Origin of the sequence: Paenibacillus sp. FSL W8-0426 (genome assembly GCF_037969725.1) — a bacterium.
Lineage (GTDB): Bacteria > Bacillota > Bacilli > Paenibacillales > Paenibacillaceae > Paenibacillus > Paenibacillus hubeiensis.
Genome location: NZ_CP150203.1, coordinates 5175222 through 5196173 on the forward strand (window position 1 = coordinate 5175222; position 20952 = coordinate 5196173).

Below are 20952 nucleotides of genomic sequence, written 5' to 3' on the forward strand. Positions count from 1 at the left end.
AAACAAAAACCCGCAAATCTCCGGCGAACGGAAATCTGCGGGTTAAACGCATGAAATGCAGTTATGATGACATTATAGTCGAAGATTCAAACCTACCGGGCAATGATCGCTGCCCATAACGTGGCAGTCGATCCGGGCATCTTCAACCAACGGCAGCAGTTTGCCCGATACCAGGAAATAATCGATACGCCATCCCACGTTGCGCTCTCGCACCTTCGGCATGTACGACCACCAGCTGTACACATCCGTACGATCCGGATACAAATGGCGGAAACTGTCCACGTATCCCGCTGCCAGCAAATCGGTCATCTTGCCGCGCTCCTCCAGCGTAAAACCGGAGTTGCCCTGGTTAGACTTCGGATTTTTCAGATCGATCTCCTGATGGGCCACGTTCAAATCGCCGCACACGACGACCGGTTTGCGCTGTTCCAATTCCAGAATGTACGCCCGAAAACGATCCTCCCACTCCAATCGATAAGGCAGGCGGCTCAGATCGCGCTTGGCATTGGGCGTATACACGTTGATCAGGTAAAATGCCTCGAATTCCAGCGTAAGCATCCGTCCTTCCGGCTCGCTGTCTTCTTCCATGCCGTAACGGACGGAGAGCGGTTCAATCCGGGTGAACACGGCCGTGCCGGAATATCCTTTTTTGATGGCATAGTTCCAATATTGATGGACATCCTCACCCAGGTCCAGCTCAATTTGACCTTCTTGCAGCTTCGTCTCCTGGACGCAAAAAATGTCTGCTTGAACCTCGTTGTAATAATCTACGAATCCTTTATTGACGCAAGCCCGCAGGCCATTGACGTTCCATGATACCAATTTCATCGTTTTTTCCACTCCTCACGTCCCCCAATATAGCATGGGAGATTCGTAAGGACAAGGCCGAACATGACGATGATTCCGGACTCGTTATTCCAATGGATGATAAGCTTTTCGTGCTTCAAATCTCCTTTTAATGAATATATAACACTTTCTTCTTCCGCCACATTAGACTCTCCATCATTTTGAGGATATAGCGCTACTTTTTTGGTAATTCCCCTTTTCGAGGAGTTGAAGAAGCAAAGGACCCATTATATAGAAACTGCTGAATCTAAAGAGGACGGTTACCATGTCACTTTTCGTGTCCGTCAACCGGAAGAATGGCTGAGTTGGATTCTTGGGTGGGGGCAGATGTGGTAGCCACTGAACCTGAATCATTCAAAAAACGAGTAAGAGAACAAATCGAGAAAATGAAAGTACGCTACTGACATACTGTTGGCAATAGGAGGCTTGTATAATCAAGATATACAAAATGAAAGCGAGGTTATTTACATGACTTTGAAGATTGCAAATGCTTATTTTGAGGCGATGGCGAATCGAGATGTTTAAATGGTTATTTCTCTCTCAGCTAATGACGTCAATTGTACTTCCCCTGCTGATGAGCTAAAGGGTACCGCATCTTTTCATGAATTCCATGAGAGATTTGCACAAATGCTTAACAAACTCACGTTAGTTGATGCTTTCGGCAATGACGAAAAAGCAGTTATCATCTACGATGTTTGTCAGCATTACGAGTTATACGAATAACATAAACAAGCACATATACAAAGGAGGACATTACATTATGTCAGCAATTGGACCCGACTTCATTTCACTTCAAGTGAGTAATCTTGAAGGCTCTGCGGAATTCTATCAAAACTATCTCGGACTGGTCCGCTCACAGGCGGGACCACCTCATGCTGTGGTTTTTGAAACAAAGCCTATTGCATTTGCTCTTCGTGATCTAATACCAGGAATTGAACTCGGCTCAAGTACTCGGCCTGGACTTGGTGTCGCTCTTTGGCTTCATGCCCCTGATACGCAAGAAATCCATGATAAACTTGTTGCAGCAGGTGTAAAGATTACATCTGCACCAATAGATGGACCATTCGGGCGAACCTTTACATTTGCCGACCCAGACGGTTATCTAGTTACTCTTCACAGTAAAGCCTGATACGCAAATCTATTGATATGCTCCCCATACGGTAGACAGGTGAAATAATAAACCCTGTTACTGTGATGGGAGTTTTTTCATCCAAAAAAACCTTGACCGACTGGATCGTATTCCGGGAATCGCGGGCAAACGCAAGTCCCCCAAACACGTAAAGGCAACAAATATCTTCGATCCTCACTCATCGAAGCTTCTCACTCCATACGATGATATGATCATGATCTCGGTGCCCAGTACAGGCGAATGCAGCTCTCAAAGAAAGGCAGCGTGCCGCTTTAACCTTCTCAAAAACCAAGAGGCGCAGCTTTTTTTAAAAATCTTGTAAGCTGCGTCTAGCTTCGTATTCTTTTTTAGAGTTACGCTATGAATTAATTTTCAGGGTAGTTTAATAAGATAGATGGACAATATCGTCCGGGTCTGAACCAGCTGATCCCCATACTTCCCCATCAACACGATAACCACCGCCACTCCATTGAAGTAAGTAGTCTCCGGTACGCATTCCTTGTTCGAAACCTTCAAAAAGATTTATCCAATCCAAAGATTCCTCGGGAGCCATCGTTTTAACGAAATACAGTTTATTCGTATCTACGTGCGTTAAACTAACATTGACTTCATGGCTGCTATTGTTCTTCAGTAGAAGTTTTATATGTCCAACTCCCGGCTTTACTGAAAAAGGTTGCTGTACAACTGCGCCCCGAGAAGCAATATAGTGTGAGGGTTTATTCTCTTCTTCACTTAAAGAATTAGTAAGGGTTGTAATAGCGGACTTGCTTGATAATAAACCAGACTTTGGATTAGACGTATTCTCTTCACTTGGGTTTGTTGAATCACAGGCAGTTACGGTCGACGTTATTATAGATAAAAATAAAATGGCAAAGAAAAGTCCCTTTTTATTCACCTTGATCCCTCATATTCTCTTTTAGTAATTATTGTAAAACCTTTAAGACGTTTCTCGTTATTAATAACGCTATCCGTCAACGAAAGTTACATCTTAAATTTATAAATGGGACTGAAATAACTTGCCCGCTTGTTGAACAAAAGCAGCCGATCACTTTGATCGGCTGCTTTCTTGGCTTTATTAAGCTCCAGTTTCCCCGTATTTTAATGATGTACATTCATCAAAGTGCTTTGCATCATGCTGTTAAACCATTGGGCACATCACAATTCGAACTTAAATCAGCAATCGGTATTCGCTTTCCTAAAGTGTATGTAAGGTTCACTTAGCGAGAAAAAACCTTTTTTATCACACTCACTAATCCAGGAACAAGAAAAAAGATGCCAAAAAAGACAGTGAGTAAATTATATTGGGGCGTTTCGTAGAAATTAAACCATTCAGTGAAAATAGGAGTGTCAAGAATCCTTCCAAATATCGTTCCATTCGTATCTCTGTAGTTAAGTTTCCAACCTGTTGCTTCAGATGTGAGAAAGAATATTTGTGACAACAAAAACACACCAATAGAAGATACCCAATATCGTTTCAGAAATGGTACAGCATTTTGTTTCCTAGCCAAAGTAACCCCATCCTTATTTAGTACTATTTTCTTCACATTATAAAGTTTAATACGGATATTCAGGGATTAAGTTCCAAAATTGATGTATTAAATTGTTGAAAATTAACTTTAAATTGTAATTCAACAGATCCTTCTATTCCTTCTAACCTGTCCGTTAGTGAATAAAAGCAGCCGATCACTTTGATCTGCTGCTTTGTTGTTTTACTCTAACGTTTCCCGTTAGAATTCCTGTAAAACGAATAATTTGGAATTTGAACAAAAACGAGCGCCTCTGTACGATGGGGTTACGCACGAGGTCAAAAGCCTCAAAAAGCCCATCAGGAGGTCGCTCTACTATGAAGTTTAAAGCACAAAACAAGCAAAATCAACTCATTGAAAACATTACCGTTCATCACTTGGTCATTGGTGTAGATATCGCTCAAGAAGCCCATGTGGCCCGCGCCGTCAGCTTTCGCGGGATCGCTCTGGGAAATCCGCTCGAATTCGGTAACCATCGTGAAGGGTTCGATCTGTTCGAACGCTGGATCCAAGATCTACTCAAATCCTACAAACTTAGCAGCGTCATCGTTGGTATGGAGCCGACTGGCCACTACTGGTTTAGCCTGGCACGTTGGCTTCTCAATTACGGCATAGAGCCCGTCCTGGTTAATCCCCATCTCGTCAAAAAGAACAAGGAAAACCGAGATAATACACCATCTAAAAGTGACCATAAAGATGCGCTTGTCATTGCAGACATGGTCAAAAATGGATACTACTCCCCTGTTCGTTTCCATTCCGAAGACTACGAGGAATTACGTATTCTTATGGCGAATCGAGAGACGGTTACCAAACGCCTCAATGCTGCGGTTAATCAGATTCATCGCTGGGTAGATATTGTTTTCCCTGAACTTCGCCAGGTCTTTAAAATCCTTACTTGCACCAGTGCCATCGCAACACTCAGGCTCTTTCCTCTACCGAAAGAAATTAGTCGACTAAATACGGAACAAGTCCTTGCCGGTTGGAAGCAATATGTGAAGCGTCATGCTGGTGTTAAACGTGCTGAACTACTCATCTCACTTGCGAAATCCAGTGTGGGTACTACTCAAGCACTTCAAGCTTACAAACTCCATCTTAGACAATTAATTGAAGAATATGATCTGGCACAGCGCCAGCTTGAACAAATTGAGCATGAGCTCCGAATCATTCTTGAACGTATTCCCTATGCACAAAAACTCCTTGAAATACGAGGCATCTATGTCACAAATCTAGCTGGTATACTCGGAGAAGCTGGTGATCTAAGTAGCTATTCGCATGGAAATGCTTTGCTTCGTCATGCTGGATTAAATCTAGCCGAGGCTAGCTCAGGGAAATGGAGAGGAAAGATGGTACTCAGTAAACGAGGCCGGCCACGCTTACGTCATTTTCTTTATCTCATGACGATGAGTATGGTCATGACAAATCCAGAAATACGAGCGGCACATCGATACAATGTAGAGGTAAAGAAACTGAAGAAGATGAAATCCATTATGAAATTAATCGGTAAAGTAGCACGAATGCTAGTCGCATTGGTTAAAGGCAGTTCCGTTTACGAACCGATCAAAGTATTCCCCCAAGCAGCATAAACCAATCCTCATCGACTCATGTATTCGCAGGATGACAAGAAGCACGGAGTATCGGGAGACGTTACGCAAAAGGGCTCAGACCCGTTCCGTTAGAAAGACCGACCTCCACCCCTTGGTTAGATGTGACGAAGGAATGAAAGGGCTATGACCCGTTGAGACATGGGAGTGAGAATCGCTAGGGCGAAGTGGAGACGTGCACATAATGGAACAATATAGGTAATCCTTATTCACCCTCTATTTGCGCATGCCCAATTCTCCATCTGCCAGCTACCGGCTCCTTCATCATCCTCTTCTTCACTTTAACTACAGGATGAAATCCTGCGAATTCATGAGTCTGAGTGAGGAAACTGAATTATTACGAGGGAGCTTAATACTTCCGCCTTTTTGCTTGTTCATACTCTAATCCGTAGTCCTATTTTATCAGATAGAGTGTCTACAATCCCGTTTCCGCGGACTTCTTACCAACTGGGGTGTAAGGTCAATGATTCATATAATGGGCATATAGTTGCTCGAAGGTTGTAAAACGTTCGACTTCTCTGCCGACCTTATCATACTCGACTAGATATTCATCCATCACTTCAAGGAACTTCTCTTTCATAACTGGTAAATCACTTGCATCAAAGTACTGCATAAGATCAAATTTCTTGGTTCCTTTCTCCACAGCCATTTCATCAAGATACCCTTGTGCTCCAAAGGCCGAAAGAAAGACATAGGAAGCATCGTTCGTTATAACGCTGTTCAACATTTTATTGCGGTAGTTGCACCATAATTCTTCGTATGTTCCCCTCAGATTATCAAAGGTCGGAACAGGTTTAACAATGAAGTTATCACACATCGTGCGATGTAACTTCGTAACGCTTTTCAACATGTTAAAAGACGCTATACGGATATCTTCAATGGTATGAGCTTCGATGATTGACATGTATAAGGATTCGAGATCATCCGGAACATGGCGCAACGAGCGGATCTCTTCCAAATATCGCTTGATTCCTCTTTTGATGCATGTGTTATTCATATTGACCAAGGCATTGACCAGATTGTACAGAACGCCAGCAGATGCCTGTCGCACTGAACCGATATCTTCACCGAGCATCGTATCGCTGTACGCTTGCTTAGCCAGGTCGATCCATTTATTTGCTCGATGAAGACACGCTTCTCCGATCGGGTTCGAAAGTGCATCTAGCGCTTTTTGTCTGAAGTCGTTCAATTTTTCCAGATCCTCAGGCTTTGCATAGTAGAGTATTTGGAGCTCGGTTAGGCTCGATACGTCGGGACGCTCCAAGGTGGATTGCTGTTGTATTCTTGAATCCCATGGCGTGCAATAGATGTCATATCCGACGTCATCCAAGATGAAGCAATCGGATATTTCCCATCCCCTTTCTGTATGATTAATGATAATCAAATCAAGATCGCTCTTCTCATGAAAGTCCCCGGTGCTAAATGAACCCGTAAGCCCAATAATTGCGATATCGTCTAGAAAATCTCTTTTTGCGCGTTCGATCACCATGTTAATGAGCAGTTCATTTTTGGCCAGCAGCTTCTTCTTTATGATTTCGTTCATTCGGTACACCCCTTCGTATAATCCGGCCGTCCTTCATCACAACAACCTTAACTTGAGTCTATTGATTTAGAGGTGCGGTTACTATGTATAAGTTGATTTAATTCATCTTTGCACAAAATCCGCTAAACCGTCGATACGACGATTCAGCGGATTTCATCAGTTCTTTTTATAGACAATTTTCTTTATGCTTTCGCAGGACAAGAAATACCGGCCCGCCAACTCCTCTATCCTAACTCCATTGCGGAATAAGGATTTAATCTCGGCGTTTCGAGCAGATACCCTATTTTTGCTGTGAGTTTTCTCGCCCCATTTTAGGTGTGCCTCTTTGGGTTTTGGGATATAAACCAATTCGCCTTGAACGTATTCTTGAATGGTACGTAGCAATTCTTCCGGAAAAACAGACTCGGCTTTTGAATATTTCATGGGCCTCACTCCTTATTTAATCAATCAATAAGGTGCAAAGCCAGTTCGTAGAATATTACGATTCGTCGTTGGCAATGTGATTGTTTCTAAGCTCTATGCAAAGCATTGCCATATCCTTCACTGGCTTTGCATAGAGCGATGCATGTAAGAACCCTACCCCGATGGTTTTCAATATAGCTTCACCTCCATAGAAAATAGATAGCTGCTATATGCTTATTATATCAGAGCTTGTTGTTCAAGATGTGTTTATGAGGCTGACACGATTGTCGCTATAACTTTTCGGTTTCTTCCTCTTGGTCGTGTTGGGTTAGACAAAACTACAATCAGCCGGACATCCCAGGTTCTCGAAAACGGTACGTGCAGCAGCATCTACCGGGAGGAAAACTACAATTTGCGGATATAATCGGCTGCCAGCGGAAATCGAAACCTGTCTGTAACGTATGGGAACAAGCTCTCCGGAGCTTTCCATCCTGGCCAGTATGGTTTGTGTATGATCCATCTTTGGCTCTGCATCCGGCCCATTCAGAACTTCGTCCACGTTATATTTCTGAACTTTATCCAACAGCTTTTGATACCACGCATCATAACGCGAAAGCATGTGCTCCCTCTTAAAGGCGTGGATCCCGTTTATGGCATGCTCCTCCCACTGCTCAGTCGACGCTTTGTCAAAAGTGGAGCGGGGCCGGATCGGTAAACTGGAATTAAAATGAAAATCGATTCTATTCAATAAACCGTCATATGAACGGTCAAGAGGAATATCGAACAAATGACGAAACGGCTCATTTAACCCCTGGATGTCCTGTGTATGAGCTACGATCATGGCGGGAAAAGGAATGCTCCTCATCGTTTGCTGAGCCCACTCCAATGCACGCTCCAACGATCTCCCCTCCAATTCGGTCCGGATCGGAAGATAACCGGCCGCCAATAGCAAATCGTTCCGCTCGTCGGATGTACATTCAAGATATTCTGCAATATTGATAATCGTCTGACGAGCCGGGATACGGCGGGTACGTCCAACCAGCAAATTTTTATACGAAGGAAAAGCCTCGTCGTTCAACTCTTGTTGAGTAAATCGTTTCAAGGACGGGTGAGGCCGATCGGCAAGCTTTTGCTGGCGTTTGACCCGCAGCGCTTCAATTTCTCCCATTACGATTCGATGTCTGGAATTCTCCGCATCTATATCCATCCTCTCTTCCCTCCTCTTATGAAGTGTAGTTCTGCACTTGGGATGAAAATATATTTAAAGTATACTCCTCATTGAAATTGAAAGTCATTAAATGACACATAACGATACATGGAGGAGAAACGGATATGATTCGTACCATTGTAGTGGATCCGCTTGCCCCGTCACATTTGGCGCTCAAGGAAGTTGACGCCCCGGAGGCCAAGCCTTGGGAAGCACTTGTGCAAGTGAAGGCCTTCTCTCTCAATCGCGGTGAAGTGAGCGACGCTAAGCATCAGGAGACATCCAGCCGTCCCGGCTGGGATTTCGCCGGAATTGTCATCGAGCCGGCCAGGAGCGGCGCAGGTCCGCAAAAAGGGGCCAGGGTTGTCGGTTTGCTTCCCATGGGAGCCTGGAGCGAGCAAGTGGCTGCCCCCGTATCGATGCTGGCCGAAATTCCAGAAAAGCTCACTTTTACGGAGGCGGCTACCCTCCCCGTAGCAGGGCTTACGGCTCTTTATGCGCTCCGTAAAGGCGGCATGCTGCTTGGCAAACGCATTTTCATTACAGGCTCTACCGGCGGGGTCGGGCTATTCGCCCATCAGCTTGCAGCCCAATCCGGCGCATTCGTCGTAGGCATAGCAAGCACGGAGGAGAAGGCCAAGATTGTTCGGGAGGCCGGATCCGATGAAGTGATCATTGGATATTCCGCAATTTCTTCAGCCCATAAGTTCGGGCCGTACGATCTGATCATCGATTCAGTAGGCGGCAATACACTGGCGGCATTGCTGCCGCAGTTGGCGCCCCAAGGGGTTTGCGTTGCGGTAGGATTTTCCTCTTCGAATACCGCAACGCTCGACATGATGAATCTGGTGACCAGCGGAGGAAAAACCTTGTACAGCTTTTTTCTAGGTGAGGAACTCACTCGTCAATCCGTCGCGGACGATCTGAGTTTGTTGGCCCGGCTCGTCACAGATAAGCGGTTAGCCCCCCGGATCGAAGTCAAGGCGCCTTGGACCGAAATAGATACCGTTGCCCGTAATCTGCTGGAACGGAATTTCTCCGGCAAAGCGGTGCTTCATATAGGTTGATTAATACGTTTGCAACGATAATGCCAGAAATCTAAACATGCATCCAAAAAAACCAGCAGCAGTATTCCCTGGCTCGCTTCGAGCAGAGAGTACCGCTGCTTTTGAATTTCATTGCTATACATGTCATTTTCTCTCCTGATCCTGCCCTACCGGGCCCCATTTTTGACTTGATGCTTTTATGATTGTAGTAATCCATGTATCGTGCTAATTCTTGCTTGAAGTGAACTGCGCCACCTTCGAATAACCCCTGGAGAAGAGATATTGAAAATGGCAGCTGCTTCATTTGGAGACGTCCCATTGCTCCGATCGTTTTCTAGTAAAGGATAACCAGTCGAATAGTTTATGGACATCAGTAACCGGGGCATGACGGAGTAAGAACACAGCTCCAGATTTACTCGATGCCACATTTACCCTGAGCGTCGCGATCTGTTTTCCTTCTTGAAATAGCGTCTGAGTGCTTCTATGCCACTGAACCCTGGATCGGGGGATGAGCACTTGCTGTCTCGAAAAACTACCGAATCGAATGGCAAGTTGTTCTCCTCCCTCCTGTGACCATGCTGCATTCTTGAATTCCAACACGCCTCTCCACCAGACCACGATAGGGAAAAACAGCACAAGCCAACGCCAATCGGTAGGCAGTAAGACGATAGCAGCTGCTGTTGCTATCAAGCAGACAAGGGAGGGAAACACAACATAGTTACCATAACCCTTTTTGCTCACGAGGTTCCACGCCTTGGGTAAAGTGAAGTCCGGTAATACCCTATTCAACAACGAGGGAAGTTCGGAAACACGAACGAGAGGGAACAAATCTACCGTTTTTTTGTCTTCTTCCGAACTCCCAGACATAACAATACGCACGGAAACCATACCGAAAATCTGGTGCAACACATTTTCCGTCACACGCACAGCCTGAATGCGACTGGTCTTGATGACCTTTCGTTTCTTCTCCAAGAACCCGCGCTCTATCGTTATTTTATCGCCGTCTACCTCTAACCTGAACCCATAATCCAAAAAGAAAGTTGTCATAAAAGCGAGAATCCAGGTGAGGATTACATATATTGTAATCATCCCCGCCATATTGGCTAACATGAGTCGGTCGTAAATAAACGCCCAAGCTGAAGTGTCCCTTAGCCATTGATCCCATAGCTTTAAACCGCCTCCTGCGATAACGAACCAAATCACCAAGAGTTTGCCTCGTGCCAAAGTCATAATAAGCGTACGACTGAGCGACATTCGCAATTCTTCATGAGATAAGACATCTGCCTCCGAATGAGGGGCAAGTTTATGTCTGCTTTCGTCTATGCAGGGTATATTTATGTCACTGGGCAATCCCAGCATGGCTTGAATGCGGGCGGCCTCTGCAACCGTAATGGAACTAAGTACAGCCTCGGGCTCGTCATTTCCTCCAGCTGTTTCTACTTTCAATCGGATCAGACCGAATAATCTATCGTATATACTGATTGACGTGTCCAATGAAGAAATGCGTTCCTTGGAAATCCAAAGTTTTTGGCGAATCCATAAACCATGCTCGATATAAAGAACTCCCTGTTCAACTCTATATAAGAAGCGACGCCAACGCAGCCATGCCAATACGATTAACAATATAATAGCATTGGTGATGATGACACCGGTCAAAAACAAGCGATTGACCTCTTCGCCGAATAGATTGTTTGCTAGAACAATACAAACAGGGATAAGCGGCAGCAAGCCAGCTAGTTCTTTCCCTGAATGGGTTAGAAAATATAACATCGAAACCGGGTGCAGACGTCGATCCGTTGCGGTTAGGGTATGTTTAGATCTCCTCATGATTGATATCGGCCCCCTCGGCGATTCGTCTTCGCACACGATCGGCTTCCTCATCGGATAATCCCGGGATACAATGGCTGCCTGCGGCTGTGGCGAACGTTACAGTGGATAATCCGTATCTTTTCTCAAGCGGACCCTGCTTCGTGTTTACGTGCTGAATGCGCGACATTGGAATCAATGTTCGTTTCCGCACCCAAAGGCCATGGTGAAGCTCTACTTCTTTCTCCAAAATCGCATACTGCCAAGAACGATACAGCACGCTCGGAAGTATTACCAGTTCTAAAACAATGATCATGAAAGAGATAACGGCCGTTAATGCTACGATCCATATTGGCCAATCGTATCGTACCGTCAACAAGCCAAACACGACGACAATGATTAGGCATACCGCGCTGCTCACCCATCCTTCAGTCTTTCGGCAATTAATCGCTCGTGGATCGATACGCTTCATCGTCCTTCCACCTTCTCCCCGGTAGCACCCGTGCTAACCTTTGGCTTGCAGACAGCGGCAAGAAATAGCGAGACAAGCTCCTCGGAGAAGCCTGGTATATCAAGGTTCGGTTGAGCTACAAGTTGAGTAGCCACGCTGTCAATCGCACTGCGTATAGCGGAAGCAGTGACACGAGCAGCCCGTTCAGTGAACGTCCTGAATTCCCCTGTCTCTTCCCCCCATTTAAAGATTTCGATAAGAGGTTCTAGAATGGAGTCATCTGTCGAGCCCGCGAAGCGCAGTTTCCCTTCCGGCGTACGAGCATTCATAACGACTTCGGCTAAGGCAACAATGTAGTCGCAGTTCTCTTTTATAAAAGCTAGATTAGACTCGATATAGGCTGTTAACATGCCAATGGGACTCGTTTGTCCCTCGACTTTTGGCTGCATAAAACGGAAACCAGCTTCATACACCTCGCGGACGATTTGATCCATCAAATCGTCTTTACTCGCAAAATGGTAGGTAAATACCCCCTTGCTGATACCCGCGCGTTTAGAGATTTCCCCCACTGAGGCCTTAGAATAACCCAGCGCGGCGATGGTCTCAATCGCCACTTTCATAATCTGTTCTTTTCTTTTCGTTTGTTCCATACACTCAAGCACCTCGATGCAATATTCTTTAAATCAGAAACCCAACTTGATTTAGTACGATCGTACAATTATATTAGCACGATCGTACTAAAGTGTAAATATGTCGTTTCATTTATTCTGGCTAATGACTATCGCAATCAAACGCCCGAATGGCGAAAGGGGGACCATTGCCTTTAATCAGCAATGATCCCCCTTCTAGATACCCCTTCGTTTCTGCATCCCCAAAAACTTGCCGTTACTTATGCTACGTTTCACCACGTTTGATCTTAAACTACCCTGTCCGTTCCGTATTATGAGATCAGCCAGTTTTTCTGTTGACCTTTTTTTGTTCGCAGGAAGTTTATATGGGTAGCTGGGGTAGAACGTCTCTGCCGTGGGGCTATGACACCGTGAGCTAAAATGTTCACCCCCGTTCTTCTCTCCCGACATTAACTCCTTAAGTCAATGAGAAATAGAGTGTTACCTTTGCAGATCCAAGATTACTTTTTTTCTTCTTGCAAAGTGACTTCCCCGCCTACGAAACAGGGAATCTCAATATCATCGATGTCCACCATCTTATCCTGTTCTGCATCGTAATACTCCCCGAATAAAAATAGCGACTCATTTTTCCTACTCAATAAATAAGGGATAATTTTTTCACAAAATTCGGTAACACTTTGAAACATACTCCCTGGTGCAATCCCCGATTCATCGATAACTAACAATTCTTTGTGAACAATACGAGCAGGGTTGCGATTTAAATGGTACAGTTGAAAAGAGGTATCCTTGCGATACTCTTTATAAATCGGTATTTCTATCTTTTCTATGAAATCTCCATCCGTATAATTCAAGATCAACTTTGCGGTCATCTCCATTCTCCTTTTCGATCCGAATAACTCTCCAGTTTGTGAAACAGCGTATCTTGTTCCAAAGACTAATTTAACTCTGCTATTATACGATACAATATATTTTTGCTATCTTCATCCTTGGGCCGAGGTACTCTACCGATTTGTTCGTAAACCTCCTTTTCCTCTAAAAGTTGTCTCGGATGTAAGACATGAGCTGATATTCCGTTTAACATAAAGCTTTTTGATAACAACGAATCCTGTCGCCATACCCACTCTGGTAAGCCATTCATAATAATACTTCCATCATTAGTACTCGATATATAGCCAAATGTAATATCTACGCCATCTTTGCTAAAATCAGACTGTCTCCCGCGAAACTGCTCTCTCACAGAAATCTGTTCATAACCAGCTTCGACAAGAGCAAGCTCTAGCTGCTCTCTGTGCTGTATCCATGTTACCAAGTCTATATCGTCATGTGGACGGGTAACCTTTCCGAGTAAAAAATCGATTGCCCATCCACCGCGCAACCAGAATCTGCATTCAATAGTTGCACAAATTGCACTGGGTTGCTCTGTTACAACATTATCGTTCCCGAAGTTCATTCTCAGTCGGGGCTATGGAAGTGCCTACCGCAAAATCATAAGCTTAGAGTAAGAAAAAGATGTCCCCTTAGCTGCCAAACCACTGTAATATCAAAAAACTTAGCTTTACTACAAATGTTAAACCGAGTCATCATTCAGCGAACTTGCCCCGTTAGCAGAATGAATCGTTACCCATTCTTCTCTTAAAATTCCCATTCGAATGGAATCATAATAACTTCCATTGTAGAAACGAACCTTTCGAATTCGCGCTTCATTTTGCATCCCTAGTTTTTCACCAACTCGAATCATTCTTTCATTACCTGACCATGTAGTAAAACCTACACGAACTAGCGGCATTGTATTAAATAAATGATCCATCCATAATTTTAATGCACGTGTTCCATTTCCTTTCCCCCATGAACTGCTCTCATGAAATACAATTCCCATTTCAAGCCATTTCGAAGGCTCATGTTCCCAATAATAAGAAACCATACCTCGTACAATTCGATCTACTTCGATTACCCAAAGGTTTGGTTGGTTGATCCAGCTTTCACCGATAGGTAAAAATTCTTCATACGTTTTAGATTGATGCGGATAATAAGGAGCATCCCATCTTTTCCATTCAGGCGTTTCATCCTTATACACTAATTCCCAAATACGATAAAGATCAGTATGCTCAATTGGCCGAATTAACAAATTCTCATCATGGTACATATAAGTATGTTCCTCTTTTCAAATAATTTGGTTTATTGATTCCGATTGAAAAGAGTCAAAGGCAAACAAACTACTTTTCAATCACCTTTGTTACATATTTCATACGAATCATCTCCTTCGTTCTAAATTAGTAACATAATACTATAATACCAATGATATCATGTAATTCTTACCATTTATATTTATTGTGAAATTGGAATAAGAAAATTTCAGAACTTAATCATGAGTATTATTTATTGCCCTAACCTGCCCGTTCGTTGAACAAAAGCAGCCGATCATTTTGATCAGCTGCTTTGTTGTTTTATTGAGCTGATGAATTATCGAACTCTATAGTAAGGAGAGAACATATTAAGATATCAGTAAATAAAGAGCCCCGTTTAGAAGTTCAAATTTAATTTATCGAACCATTGCGGTTTAAATCGTTTTAACCATATTCCCATCAATAACATAATCCGCTCCGGTAATCATTGAAGCTCGCTCCGAAGCAAGGAAAACTGTAAGGTTCGCAATATCTCCGGCTTCTGCAAATTTCCCCAATGTTATACCAGCCATTTTAGGTAGCTCTTCAAAAACTTTTTCTGAATCCATCGCTGCAACTGAACCGATTGTTTTGGCCATTCCGTTGTCAGGGTCTTGCCACAAAGGTGTTACTACCGGTCCAGGTGAGATCGAATTAACTCTAACATTACGAGGTCCAAACTCACCAGCCAGTATTTTCGTCAAATTATTAAGTGCCGCTTTGGTGGTGCCATATATAGGCAATAGCAATTCGGGCATCCGTGCATTTACTGAAGAGATATTTACAATTGCACCCTCATTGTTATTTAGGATAGAAAGTTCAACTGTATTACGTTCCATATTGACATCAATAGGTAGATGTTTGACTGATTTATGTTCAACAAGATCAGCCAATTCCTCCGTTAAAGTCCGACTTACCGCGACGACACTTGCCCCTTCCTCGATAAATTTTCGAACGATAGCGAGTCCAATTCCTTTACTTGCTCCGGTAACGACAGCTACTTTGTTGGCTAATTTAAGATCCATGTTTATCTCCTAAAGCTAACGCTTTTAAAATTTAAATTCCTTTATTTCCAAGCAGTATTTCTTTGATGAAAACAATGTTTCGAAGCGATACGCTGTGCGATCTGAATTTGCATCAATGAAGTGTTTGAGAGCTTAAAGATATGGATCATACCAGCATCCCTATTCCCAAACTTTACAATGGACCCGTACTCAGCTAAATAATCGGCTTTACAACTAATTACATCGCCCAATTTAGGTAGATCCTTATTTTTACGCAATAGGCGTACCATTAGGCATTTCAGTATCCGGCTTTAAGAGAATAACATCTCCTTTTTCCGGGACTCCTCCCAAAACTAATACCTCCGATTTGAATCCCGCAATGCGCCGAGGAGGAAAATTGACGATTCCTATAATTTGCTTCCCTACAATTTCCTCAACCTTATAACGCTTAGTTATTTGTGCACTTGAAGATTTCGTCCCGATCTCCGGTCCAAAATCAATCTTAAGCTTTATCGCAGGGACCTTTGCTTCTTCAAAAAACTCCGCTTCCTTAATCGTTCCGACACGAATATCTAGTGCTGCAAAATCATCGATCGTTGCCAACGTTTTGCCTCCTCCACTAAAGTCTTTAAGCGCTCACGAAAATATCTCTCACGCTTTACGGACAGAACTTAATGAGTTCCGCTCGGTGTTGCATTTTACTGCGCTGGGCGGAACGGCTGCAGGAGTCGAATCCCTTCCTCAATAGATCCCTCCATCAGTTCTAAGAGCTGGGGCACCAGTTCCTGCATCCGCGGGGCGTTCAGGTGCCGATCGAGAGCATCCCGGTTTTCCCAGCGCTCGTAGATGATGAATGTACCGGGCTGGCCTTCTACCTCGTGAGCCTCGTAGTCAATGTTGCCCAGGTCGTTGCGCGACGGAGTGACAGCAGCAGTCATAAATGCCTTCATCTCGGCTTCTCTCCCTGCCTTAGCTCTCGCCTCCCAGAGTACAGTAACGTAACGGTTCTTTGTATCGTTCATGCTAATTCCTCCTCAATTTATAAATACTTCGTATTTTGGCTTTAGCGTCTTCTCATATAGGCAAATTCCCGGTTTATGCTTAAAATTCCAATGTATCTAATGGCTTAGCTTAACGCTGTTATAGGCGTCCAAAAGTACGATTAAAGCCTTGGCCCGCAAGAACATCTCGACGAACTATATCTAAACGGCGTGTTTGGTATTCACTCAAAGCATTTATTATCGAATTCGGATACTTTTTAATGGCATCCATTATGGCAACCGTATCATCAAGTGAGTCATTAAAGCCTGCGCCCGTCATTGGCGACATGGTATGAGCTGCGTCGCCGATCATCGCTATTCTTCCTTTTGACAATATATTAGGGAGGTATTCATTTACAGGTGCCCCGATTAAACTGCGATCCTTAATCGCGATTTGCAAAATGGCATCCTCTTCTTCACTCCAGTTGGCTTGGCTGGTTTGTGATAGTTCTTTCAGCAGCGAATCCGGAACAGCTTCACCGTACAAAGAATGCTGGGCAATTCCGTCCTTTAACACTCCTAATTCAGACAGCAATGGATTATGCGAATGATCAAACCAGCAAAAACCTATCCATCGCTGGCCGGGATGGGTTCCCCCCTCTTTCCCTGGCATCACCGCAGTTGTCAATTTACCGGCGGCACTATCGCTGAAATAAGCGCTCGAAAGCTGCCGTTTTTTCCAGTCTGTTTTTGGCAGCAAATTTTCATCCACTTTCCCTACCCAAGCCAGATAGCCGGCATAATCTGCAAATGGTTTGTCAGGGCTTAAATAACGGCGGACAATACTGCGATATCCATCTGCACCAATCAAGAAGTCTCCTTTAAACGTATGCTCCTCTTCACTGATCGCCCAAGCGGATGATTCATTTTGCCCAACACTAACAATTCGTGTATGGTGCTGAAGGGTAATACCAGGTTCTTTAGCGACCGCGTTGCGCAAACGTTCTTGAATGGCTGACCAGGCTTCAACATTGTTGTTACCATTGGATGCCAAGTGTCTTAATTCTCGTTCAATTTCACTATTATGATAAGGCTTTGTGTGCAAGCGAATAAAAGCACCATTTCTTAATGATGAATCTGCACGTTCAAGAATAGTCACTGTATAACCAGAACGGGATAACGCAAGCCCCATCATTAGACCACCTAAAGATCCACCTACAATAATGGCATGTTCAACCTGTTGTTGTGACATGATTCATTCTCCTGTTTTGTAATAGGGCATTCGTAAAAATATCCATCCGTTACTGCAGCTTCATCTGGCTGCGGAGCATCCGATCGAGGAGTTTGTCCGGGAGAATACGGACCAGTCGGGTCAGCAGTGCCGAATCGCGGCCGACCGTATAGCGGGTGCGTGGCTTACTTACGTGGATGGCTCGTGAAACCACTGCTGCCACTTTCTCGGGGCGGATACCGTCCGTGGCCCACGTTTCAGCCTGAGCCTTCACGGCATCAAAAAGACGATCATGGCGCCGGTGCTGATCCGGCGTCATCAATTTCGCCAGTCGCTCCGCTGTCGTAATCCCTTGCTCCGACAGACCCGTGCTGACGCCACCCGGAGTGATCATGATTACCTTGAGGCCAAACGAGGACATCTCCCTGCGGAGACTGTCATTGATCGCTTCCATAGCATACTTTGCAGCCGAATAAATTCCGAACCCGGGCATGGAAACCTTGCCCCCAAGCGAACCGATATTGACTACTCGCCCGCCGCTGTTCAGCAAGGCCGGGGTAAGTGCCTGAATAACCGCGACCTGTCCGATCACGCTGACTTCGATCTGGCGGCGAAATTCATCCAGCGGAACCATCTCGAGAGGGGCATTAACGGCGATGCCGGCATTGTTGACCACGGCCCGCAAAGGGCGACCAAGCGGATCTTGCTCCACCCGTTCGGCCAGCGCCTGTAGTGTGTTGATATTGGTAACATCGACGATCACCGGTTCGATATTTTTGCGTTTGATTTTGTCGGCGTCTTCCTGACGACGAACCCCCGCCAAAACATGAAATCCTTCAGCGGCGAGCTGCTCCGCAGTAGCCCTGCCGATACCGCTGGACGTACCTGTGACGACGACCAGCTCTTGAGTTTTAGATGGCATAGTAACCCTCCTGAGTTTGATAAGATGTGGACCACGGTATAGCACTGTTATACAGGTATTATAGCACCGCTATACAAAACTGTCTATAGCGGTGCTATATTTTTTTCGAAGTATCGTTCTGTGGTCTGAACATTGCTTTGACGGGCGTTGGTAATGCATTCCGCGTACCACATTTCACCGTCACGCAACAGGAATCCAAGAGAACGAATGCTCGCATCCTCCAAACATAAAAAAGATCGCCATCCTCCTGGAGGTCCAGGTTGGATACGCGATCTTTTTTATGCGTCTCTAAATTAGGGCTTTGCCTGGGGTCGCCAGGCTCTGTCATCGAATTCCTCATTTTGAATCGGCTTCCGGCCTCTGGATCAAAATGATCTGCATTACGCTTTCCCGAATGAGATCAACGACGTCTGGCTGGGGTGGGGGTGTCTTACGAACCTGGGCCGTCACATACAGCCAAGAGGCCGTATTCGCAGAAGCCCAGACCAGATCTGCCGCAGCCTGAGCGGACACAGCCAGTTTGCCTTCGTCGGCGACTCTCTGAACATTTTGCACCAATGCTTGGTACGACTGATCTGCCGCCTCGATATGGGCTCCCTCGAGCAACCGCCCCATCATCGCCGCATAAATCCGAGGACGGGCTGCCGCGAAGCGGACATAGTCATCCCATCCTTGACGAAGAGCCATCTCTGGAATGGTCGACTCCACCGCGGCAATCTTGCTTTCAAATAACTGTTTGAACGCTTCCACTATAGCTGCACTCAGAAGTCCATCGGCATTGCCGAAATGGTGGTAGAGGGTAGGTGCTGTAACCTGCGCGATCGCAGTTACGGCTCGCGTCGAAAATTGGGCTCCGCCCTCCTCTTCGAGTACCTTAAGAGCAGCTGCCAATATTTTGTCATATGTGTTCATACTTCTATTATAGCAGTGCTATATACGAATGTCCATTAGGAAGGTTGTACACTTGTGATCATAATTCCTGTATTGGTGACCAGATATTCAAATCGAATCGGATTATGTTCTTGTCCTTTACGGCAATCGGTACAAGTTCTTGTCTTGGGTTCGGGACAAGAACTTGTACCGATAAAACAAAAAAAGCCGCTAAAATAGCGACTTCAAATGGGACTACGCTCTTGTCCCCCGACAGTTAATCCAGATACAAAATCTCAATCTCGCCCGGAGCGAAGGATTGCTCTGCGTAATTCCCCCCCCAATCACAAAGCGATCTCAAAATGGGTTCAAGTGATTGACCCAGTTCCGTCGTTGAATATTCGACCTTAGGCGGTACCTGATTGTACATCTTTCTGCGAATTAATCCGTCTGTTTCCAGTTCCCGAAGAGTTTGAATCAGCATCTTTTGCGATATATTATGAACGAGTCGCTTAAGCTCTCCCGTCCGTTTAGGTCCTTTTATTAAATAGTACAGAACAAGCCCCTTCCACTTTCCTCCGATAACCTCTAGTGTAACTTCCAGTTCACAGAAAAATGTTTTCATATCAATGCACCATCTCCCTACCTAAGAATATCCCCTTCATGTATCGCTTGATCCTTCAAGGATCACTGAAGGAAAAATTGAACGTTACATGGAGGGGATAATACAATCGCATTTAAGTTGATTTAAAAATCTTTGTCGTTTGAAAATGATTATGTCCTGGTTAAACTTGAGCTACTCCGCCATCTACGAATAATTCAACGCCGTTCATATAGCTGCTTTCATTAGAGGCCAGGAACATGACAGCATTGGAGATCTCTTCAACCTGCCCCACTCTGCCGAGCGGAATATCATTTTTTGCCTGTTCCAGGATATGATCCAGTTCAGAGCCAAATAACTCATCGTACGCCGGCGTTACGATGGTTCCCGGACTAAGGATGTTTATACGAATTTCGGTCCCTCTCATATCAAGAATCCAGCTGCGGACGAGCTGTCTGATCGCTGCCTTGGATGCACCATAGATACTAAACGCTGGCATCCCCGTCGAGCCAGCAGTGGATCCCGTTAGAATAATCGAACCTCTTTTATTTGGAAACAAAGCTAATGCTTTTTGTACTGTAAAGATGGTTCCTTTCACGTTGACATCGAAAGTCTTGTAGTATTGTGCTTCTGTAATTTCTCCTAATGGAAGGAATGACCCTAATCCGGCATTTGCAAAGAGAATGTCCAAGTGTCCCTTTTCTCGCTTAACTGTTTCGAATAATATATCTAGATCTTCCGATTTAGATATGTCACCTCGGACACCTGTAACATTCTTTCCGATCTGCTTTACTGCTTCATCCAGTTCACGTTGTCTGCGTCCTGTGATAAAAACGTAAGCCCCTTCTTTTACGAACTGTTGTGCCGACGCGAGACCGATGCCGCTTGTACCTCCGGTTACAACTGCTACCTTCCCGTCAAATTTCCCCATTCTATTACACTCCTTTTATAATGATTTATATGGTGTAGGATGCTCTGTCTGCCTCATGAACCTCC

General features: G+C 44.8%; 23 protein-coding genes. 3 read left to right on the forward strand and 20 right to left on the reverse strand.

Going from position 1 to position 20952, the window contains the following annotated elements:
• Positions 1 to 72: 72 nt before the first annotated feature.
• Positions 73 to 828: an exodeoxyribonuclease III gene (locus MKY59_RS23435; protein WP_339274009.1), complete on the reverse strand. Its 756-nt coding sequence runs from the start codon at positions 826 to 828 to the stop codon at positions 73 to 75.
• Positions 829 to 1606: 778 nt separating this feature from the next.
• Here MKY59_RS23435 and MKY59_RS23440 point away from each other — a divergent pair.
• Positions 1607 to 1975 carry a VOC family protein gene (locus tag MKY59_RS23440; RefSeq protein WP_236415712.1) on the forward strand — a complete coding sequence of 123 codons (369 nt, stop codon included), beginning with the start codon at positions 1607 to 1609 and terminating at the stop codon, positions 1973 to 1975.
• 382 nt (positions 1976 to 2357) lie between these two features.
• Here the strand turns inward: MKY59_RS23440 and MKY59_RS23445 are convergent, their stop codons facing one another.
• Complete coding sequence (locus MKY59_RS23445) at positions 2358 to 2870, reverse strand: hypothetical protein (protein WP_339274010.1); 513 nt, start codon at positions 2868 to 2870, stop codon at positions 2358 to 2360.
• A gap of 322 nt (positions 2871 to 3192) precedes the next feature.
• Entirely contained in the window at positions 3193 to 3483 is a 291-nt protein-coding gene (locus MKY59_RS23450; RefSeq protein WP_339274011.1) for a YfzA family protein, read from the reverse strand.
• Between the two features lie 335 nt (positions 3484 to 3818).
• On the opposite strand from MKY59_RS23450, the gene MKY59_RS23455 reads away from it, so the two are divergent.
• Positions 3819 to 5084 carry an IS110 family transposase gene (locus tag MKY59_RS23455; RefSeq protein WP_339274012.1) on the forward strand — a complete coding sequence of 422 codons (1266 nt, stop codon included), beginning with the start codon at positions 3819 to 3821 and terminating at the stop codon, positions 5082 to 5084.
• A 478-nt stretch (positions 5085 to 5562) separates the two neighbouring features.
• Here MKY59_RS23455 and MKY59_RS23460 read toward each other — a convergent pair whose 3' ends face one another.
• The 3 genes from MKY59_RS23460 to MKY59_RS23470 form a co-directional block, all read right to left on the reverse strand.
• The gene (locus MKY59_RS23460) at positions 5563 to 6645 is read right to left on the reverse strand and encodes a nucleotidyltransferase domain-containing protein (RefSeq protein ID WP_339274013.1); all 1083 of its coding nucleotides are present in this window, start codon (positions 6643 to 6645) and stop codon (positions 5563 to 5565) included.
• A gap of 156 nt (positions 6646 to 6801) precedes the next feature.
• Positions 6802 to 7068: a CD3324 family protein gene (locus tag MKY59_RS23465; protein WP_236415708.1), complete on the reverse strand. Its 267-nt coding sequence runs from the start codon at positions 7066 to 7068 to the stop codon at positions 6802 to 6804.
• A 307-nt stretch (positions 7069 to 7375) separates the two neighbouring features.
• Entirely contained in the window at positions 7376 to 8254 is an 879-nt protein-coding gene (locus tag MKY59_RS23470) for a hypothetical protein (protein WP_339274014.1), read from the reverse strand.
• Between the two features lie 125 nt (positions 8255 to 8379).
• Between MKY59_RS23470 and MKY59_RS23475 the strand changes: the two genes are divergently transcribed.
• Positions 8380 to 9321, forward strand: a complete 942-nt coding sequence (locus MKY59_RS23475) for a zinc-binding dehydrogenase (RefSeq protein WP_339274015.1) — start codon at positions 8380 to 8382, stop codon at positions 9319 to 9321.
• A gap of 279 nt (positions 9322 to 9600) precedes the next feature.
• Here the strand turns inward: MKY59_RS23475 and MKY59_RS23480 are convergent, their stop codons facing one another.
• From MKY59_RS23480 to MKY59_RS23545, 14 genes are all read right to left on the reverse strand, one after another.
• Positions 9601 to 11127 carry a PH domain-containing protein gene (locus MKY59_RS23480; protein WP_339274016.1) on the reverse strand — a complete coding sequence of 509 codons (1527 nt, stop codon included), beginning with the start codon at positions 11125 to 11127 and terminating at the stop codon, positions 9601 to 9603.
• On the reverse strand, positions 11114 to 11578 hold the full coding sequence (locus MKY59_RS23485) for a PH domain-containing protein (protein ID WP_339274017.1): 465 nt from the start codon (positions 11576 to 11578) through the stop codon (positions 11114 to 11116). The genes MKY59_RS23480 and MKY59_RS23485 overlap by 14 nt, the downstream gene beginning before the upstream one ends.
• Positions 11575 to 12207: a TetR/AcrR family transcriptional regulator gene (locus MKY59_RS23490; RefSeq protein WP_339274018.1), complete on the reverse strand. Its 633-nt coding sequence runs from the start codon at positions 12205 to 12207 to the stop codon at positions 11575 to 11577. The genes MKY59_RS23485 and MKY59_RS23490 overlap by 4 nt, the downstream gene beginning before the upstream one ends.
• A gap of 479 nt (positions 12208 to 12686) precedes the next feature.
• On the reverse strand, positions 12687 to 13055 hold the full coding sequence (locus tag MKY59_RS23495) for a hypothetical protein (RefSeq protein ID WP_236415704.1): 369 nt from the start codon (positions 13053 to 13055) through the stop codon (positions 12687 to 12689).
• A gap of 65 nt (positions 13056 to 13120) precedes the next feature.
• Positions 13121 to 13636 carry a hypothetical protein gene (locus MKY59_RS23500; protein WP_339274019.1) on the reverse strand — a complete coding sequence of 172 codons (516 nt, stop codon included), beginning with the start codon at positions 13634 to 13636 and terminating at the stop codon, positions 13121 to 13123.
• Positions 13637 to 13753: 117 nt separating this feature from the next.
• The gene (locus MKY59_RS23505) at positions 13754 to 14329 is read right to left on the reverse strand and encodes a GNAT family protein (protein ID WP_236415702.1); all 576 of its coding nucleotides are present in this window, start codon (positions 14327 to 14329) and stop codon (positions 13754 to 13756) included.
• A gap of 414 nt (positions 14330 to 14743) precedes the next feature.
• Complete coding sequence (locus MKY59_RS23510; RefSeq protein ID WP_339274020.1) at positions 14744 to 15373, reverse strand: SDR family oxidoreductase; 630 nt, start codon at positions 15371 to 15373, stop codon at positions 14744 to 14746.
• Positions 15374 to 15622: 249 nt separating this feature from the next.
• Positions 15623 to 15955, reverse strand: coding sequence for a chaperone CsaA (gene csaA, locus MKY59_RS23515; RefSeq protein WP_236415698.1), 333 nt, complete (start codon positions 15953 to 15955; stop codon positions 15623 to 15625).
• 95 nt (positions 15956 to 16050) lie between these two features.
• Positions 16051 to 16374: a putative quinol monooxygenase gene (locus MKY59_RS23520; RefSeq protein WP_076176551.1), complete on the reverse strand. Its 324-nt coding sequence runs from the start codon at positions 16372 to 16374 to the stop codon at positions 16051 to 16053.
• 118 nt (positions 16375 to 16492) lie between these two features.
• The gene (locus tag MKY59_RS23525; protein WP_236415696.1) at positions 16493 to 17584 is read right to left on the reverse strand and encodes an FAD-dependent monooxygenase; all 1092 of its coding nucleotides are present in this window, start codon (positions 17582 to 17584) and stop codon (positions 16493 to 16495) included.
• Positions 17585 to 17633: 49 nt separating this feature from the next.
• Positions 17634 to 18485, reverse strand: coding sequence for an SDR family NAD(P)-dependent oxidoreductase (locus tag MKY59_RS23530; protein ID WP_339274021.1), 852 nt, complete (start codon positions 18483 to 18485; stop codon positions 17634 to 17636).
• Positions 18486 to 18821: 336 nt separating this feature from the next.
• Positions 18822 to 19397 carry a TetR/AcrR family transcriptional regulator gene (locus tag MKY59_RS23535; protein WP_236415692.1) on the reverse strand — a complete coding sequence of 192 codons (576 nt, stop codon included), beginning with the start codon at positions 19395 to 19397 and terminating at the stop codon, positions 18822 to 18824.
• A 235-nt stretch (positions 19398 to 19632) separates the two neighbouring features.
• The gene (locus MKY59_RS23540) at positions 19633 to 19980 is read right to left on the reverse strand and encodes a winged helix-turn-helix transcriptional regulator (protein ID WP_019685981.1); all 348 of its coding nucleotides are present in this window, start codon (positions 19978 to 19980) and stop codon (positions 19633 to 19635) included.
• A 160-nt stretch (positions 19981 to 20140) separates the two neighbouring features.
• Complete coding sequence (locus tag MKY59_RS23545; protein WP_236415690.1) at positions 20141 to 20887, reverse strand: SDR family oxidoreductase; 747 nt, start codon at positions 20885 to 20887, stop codon at positions 20141 to 20143.
• Positions 20888 to 20952 lie beyond the last annotated feature (65 nt).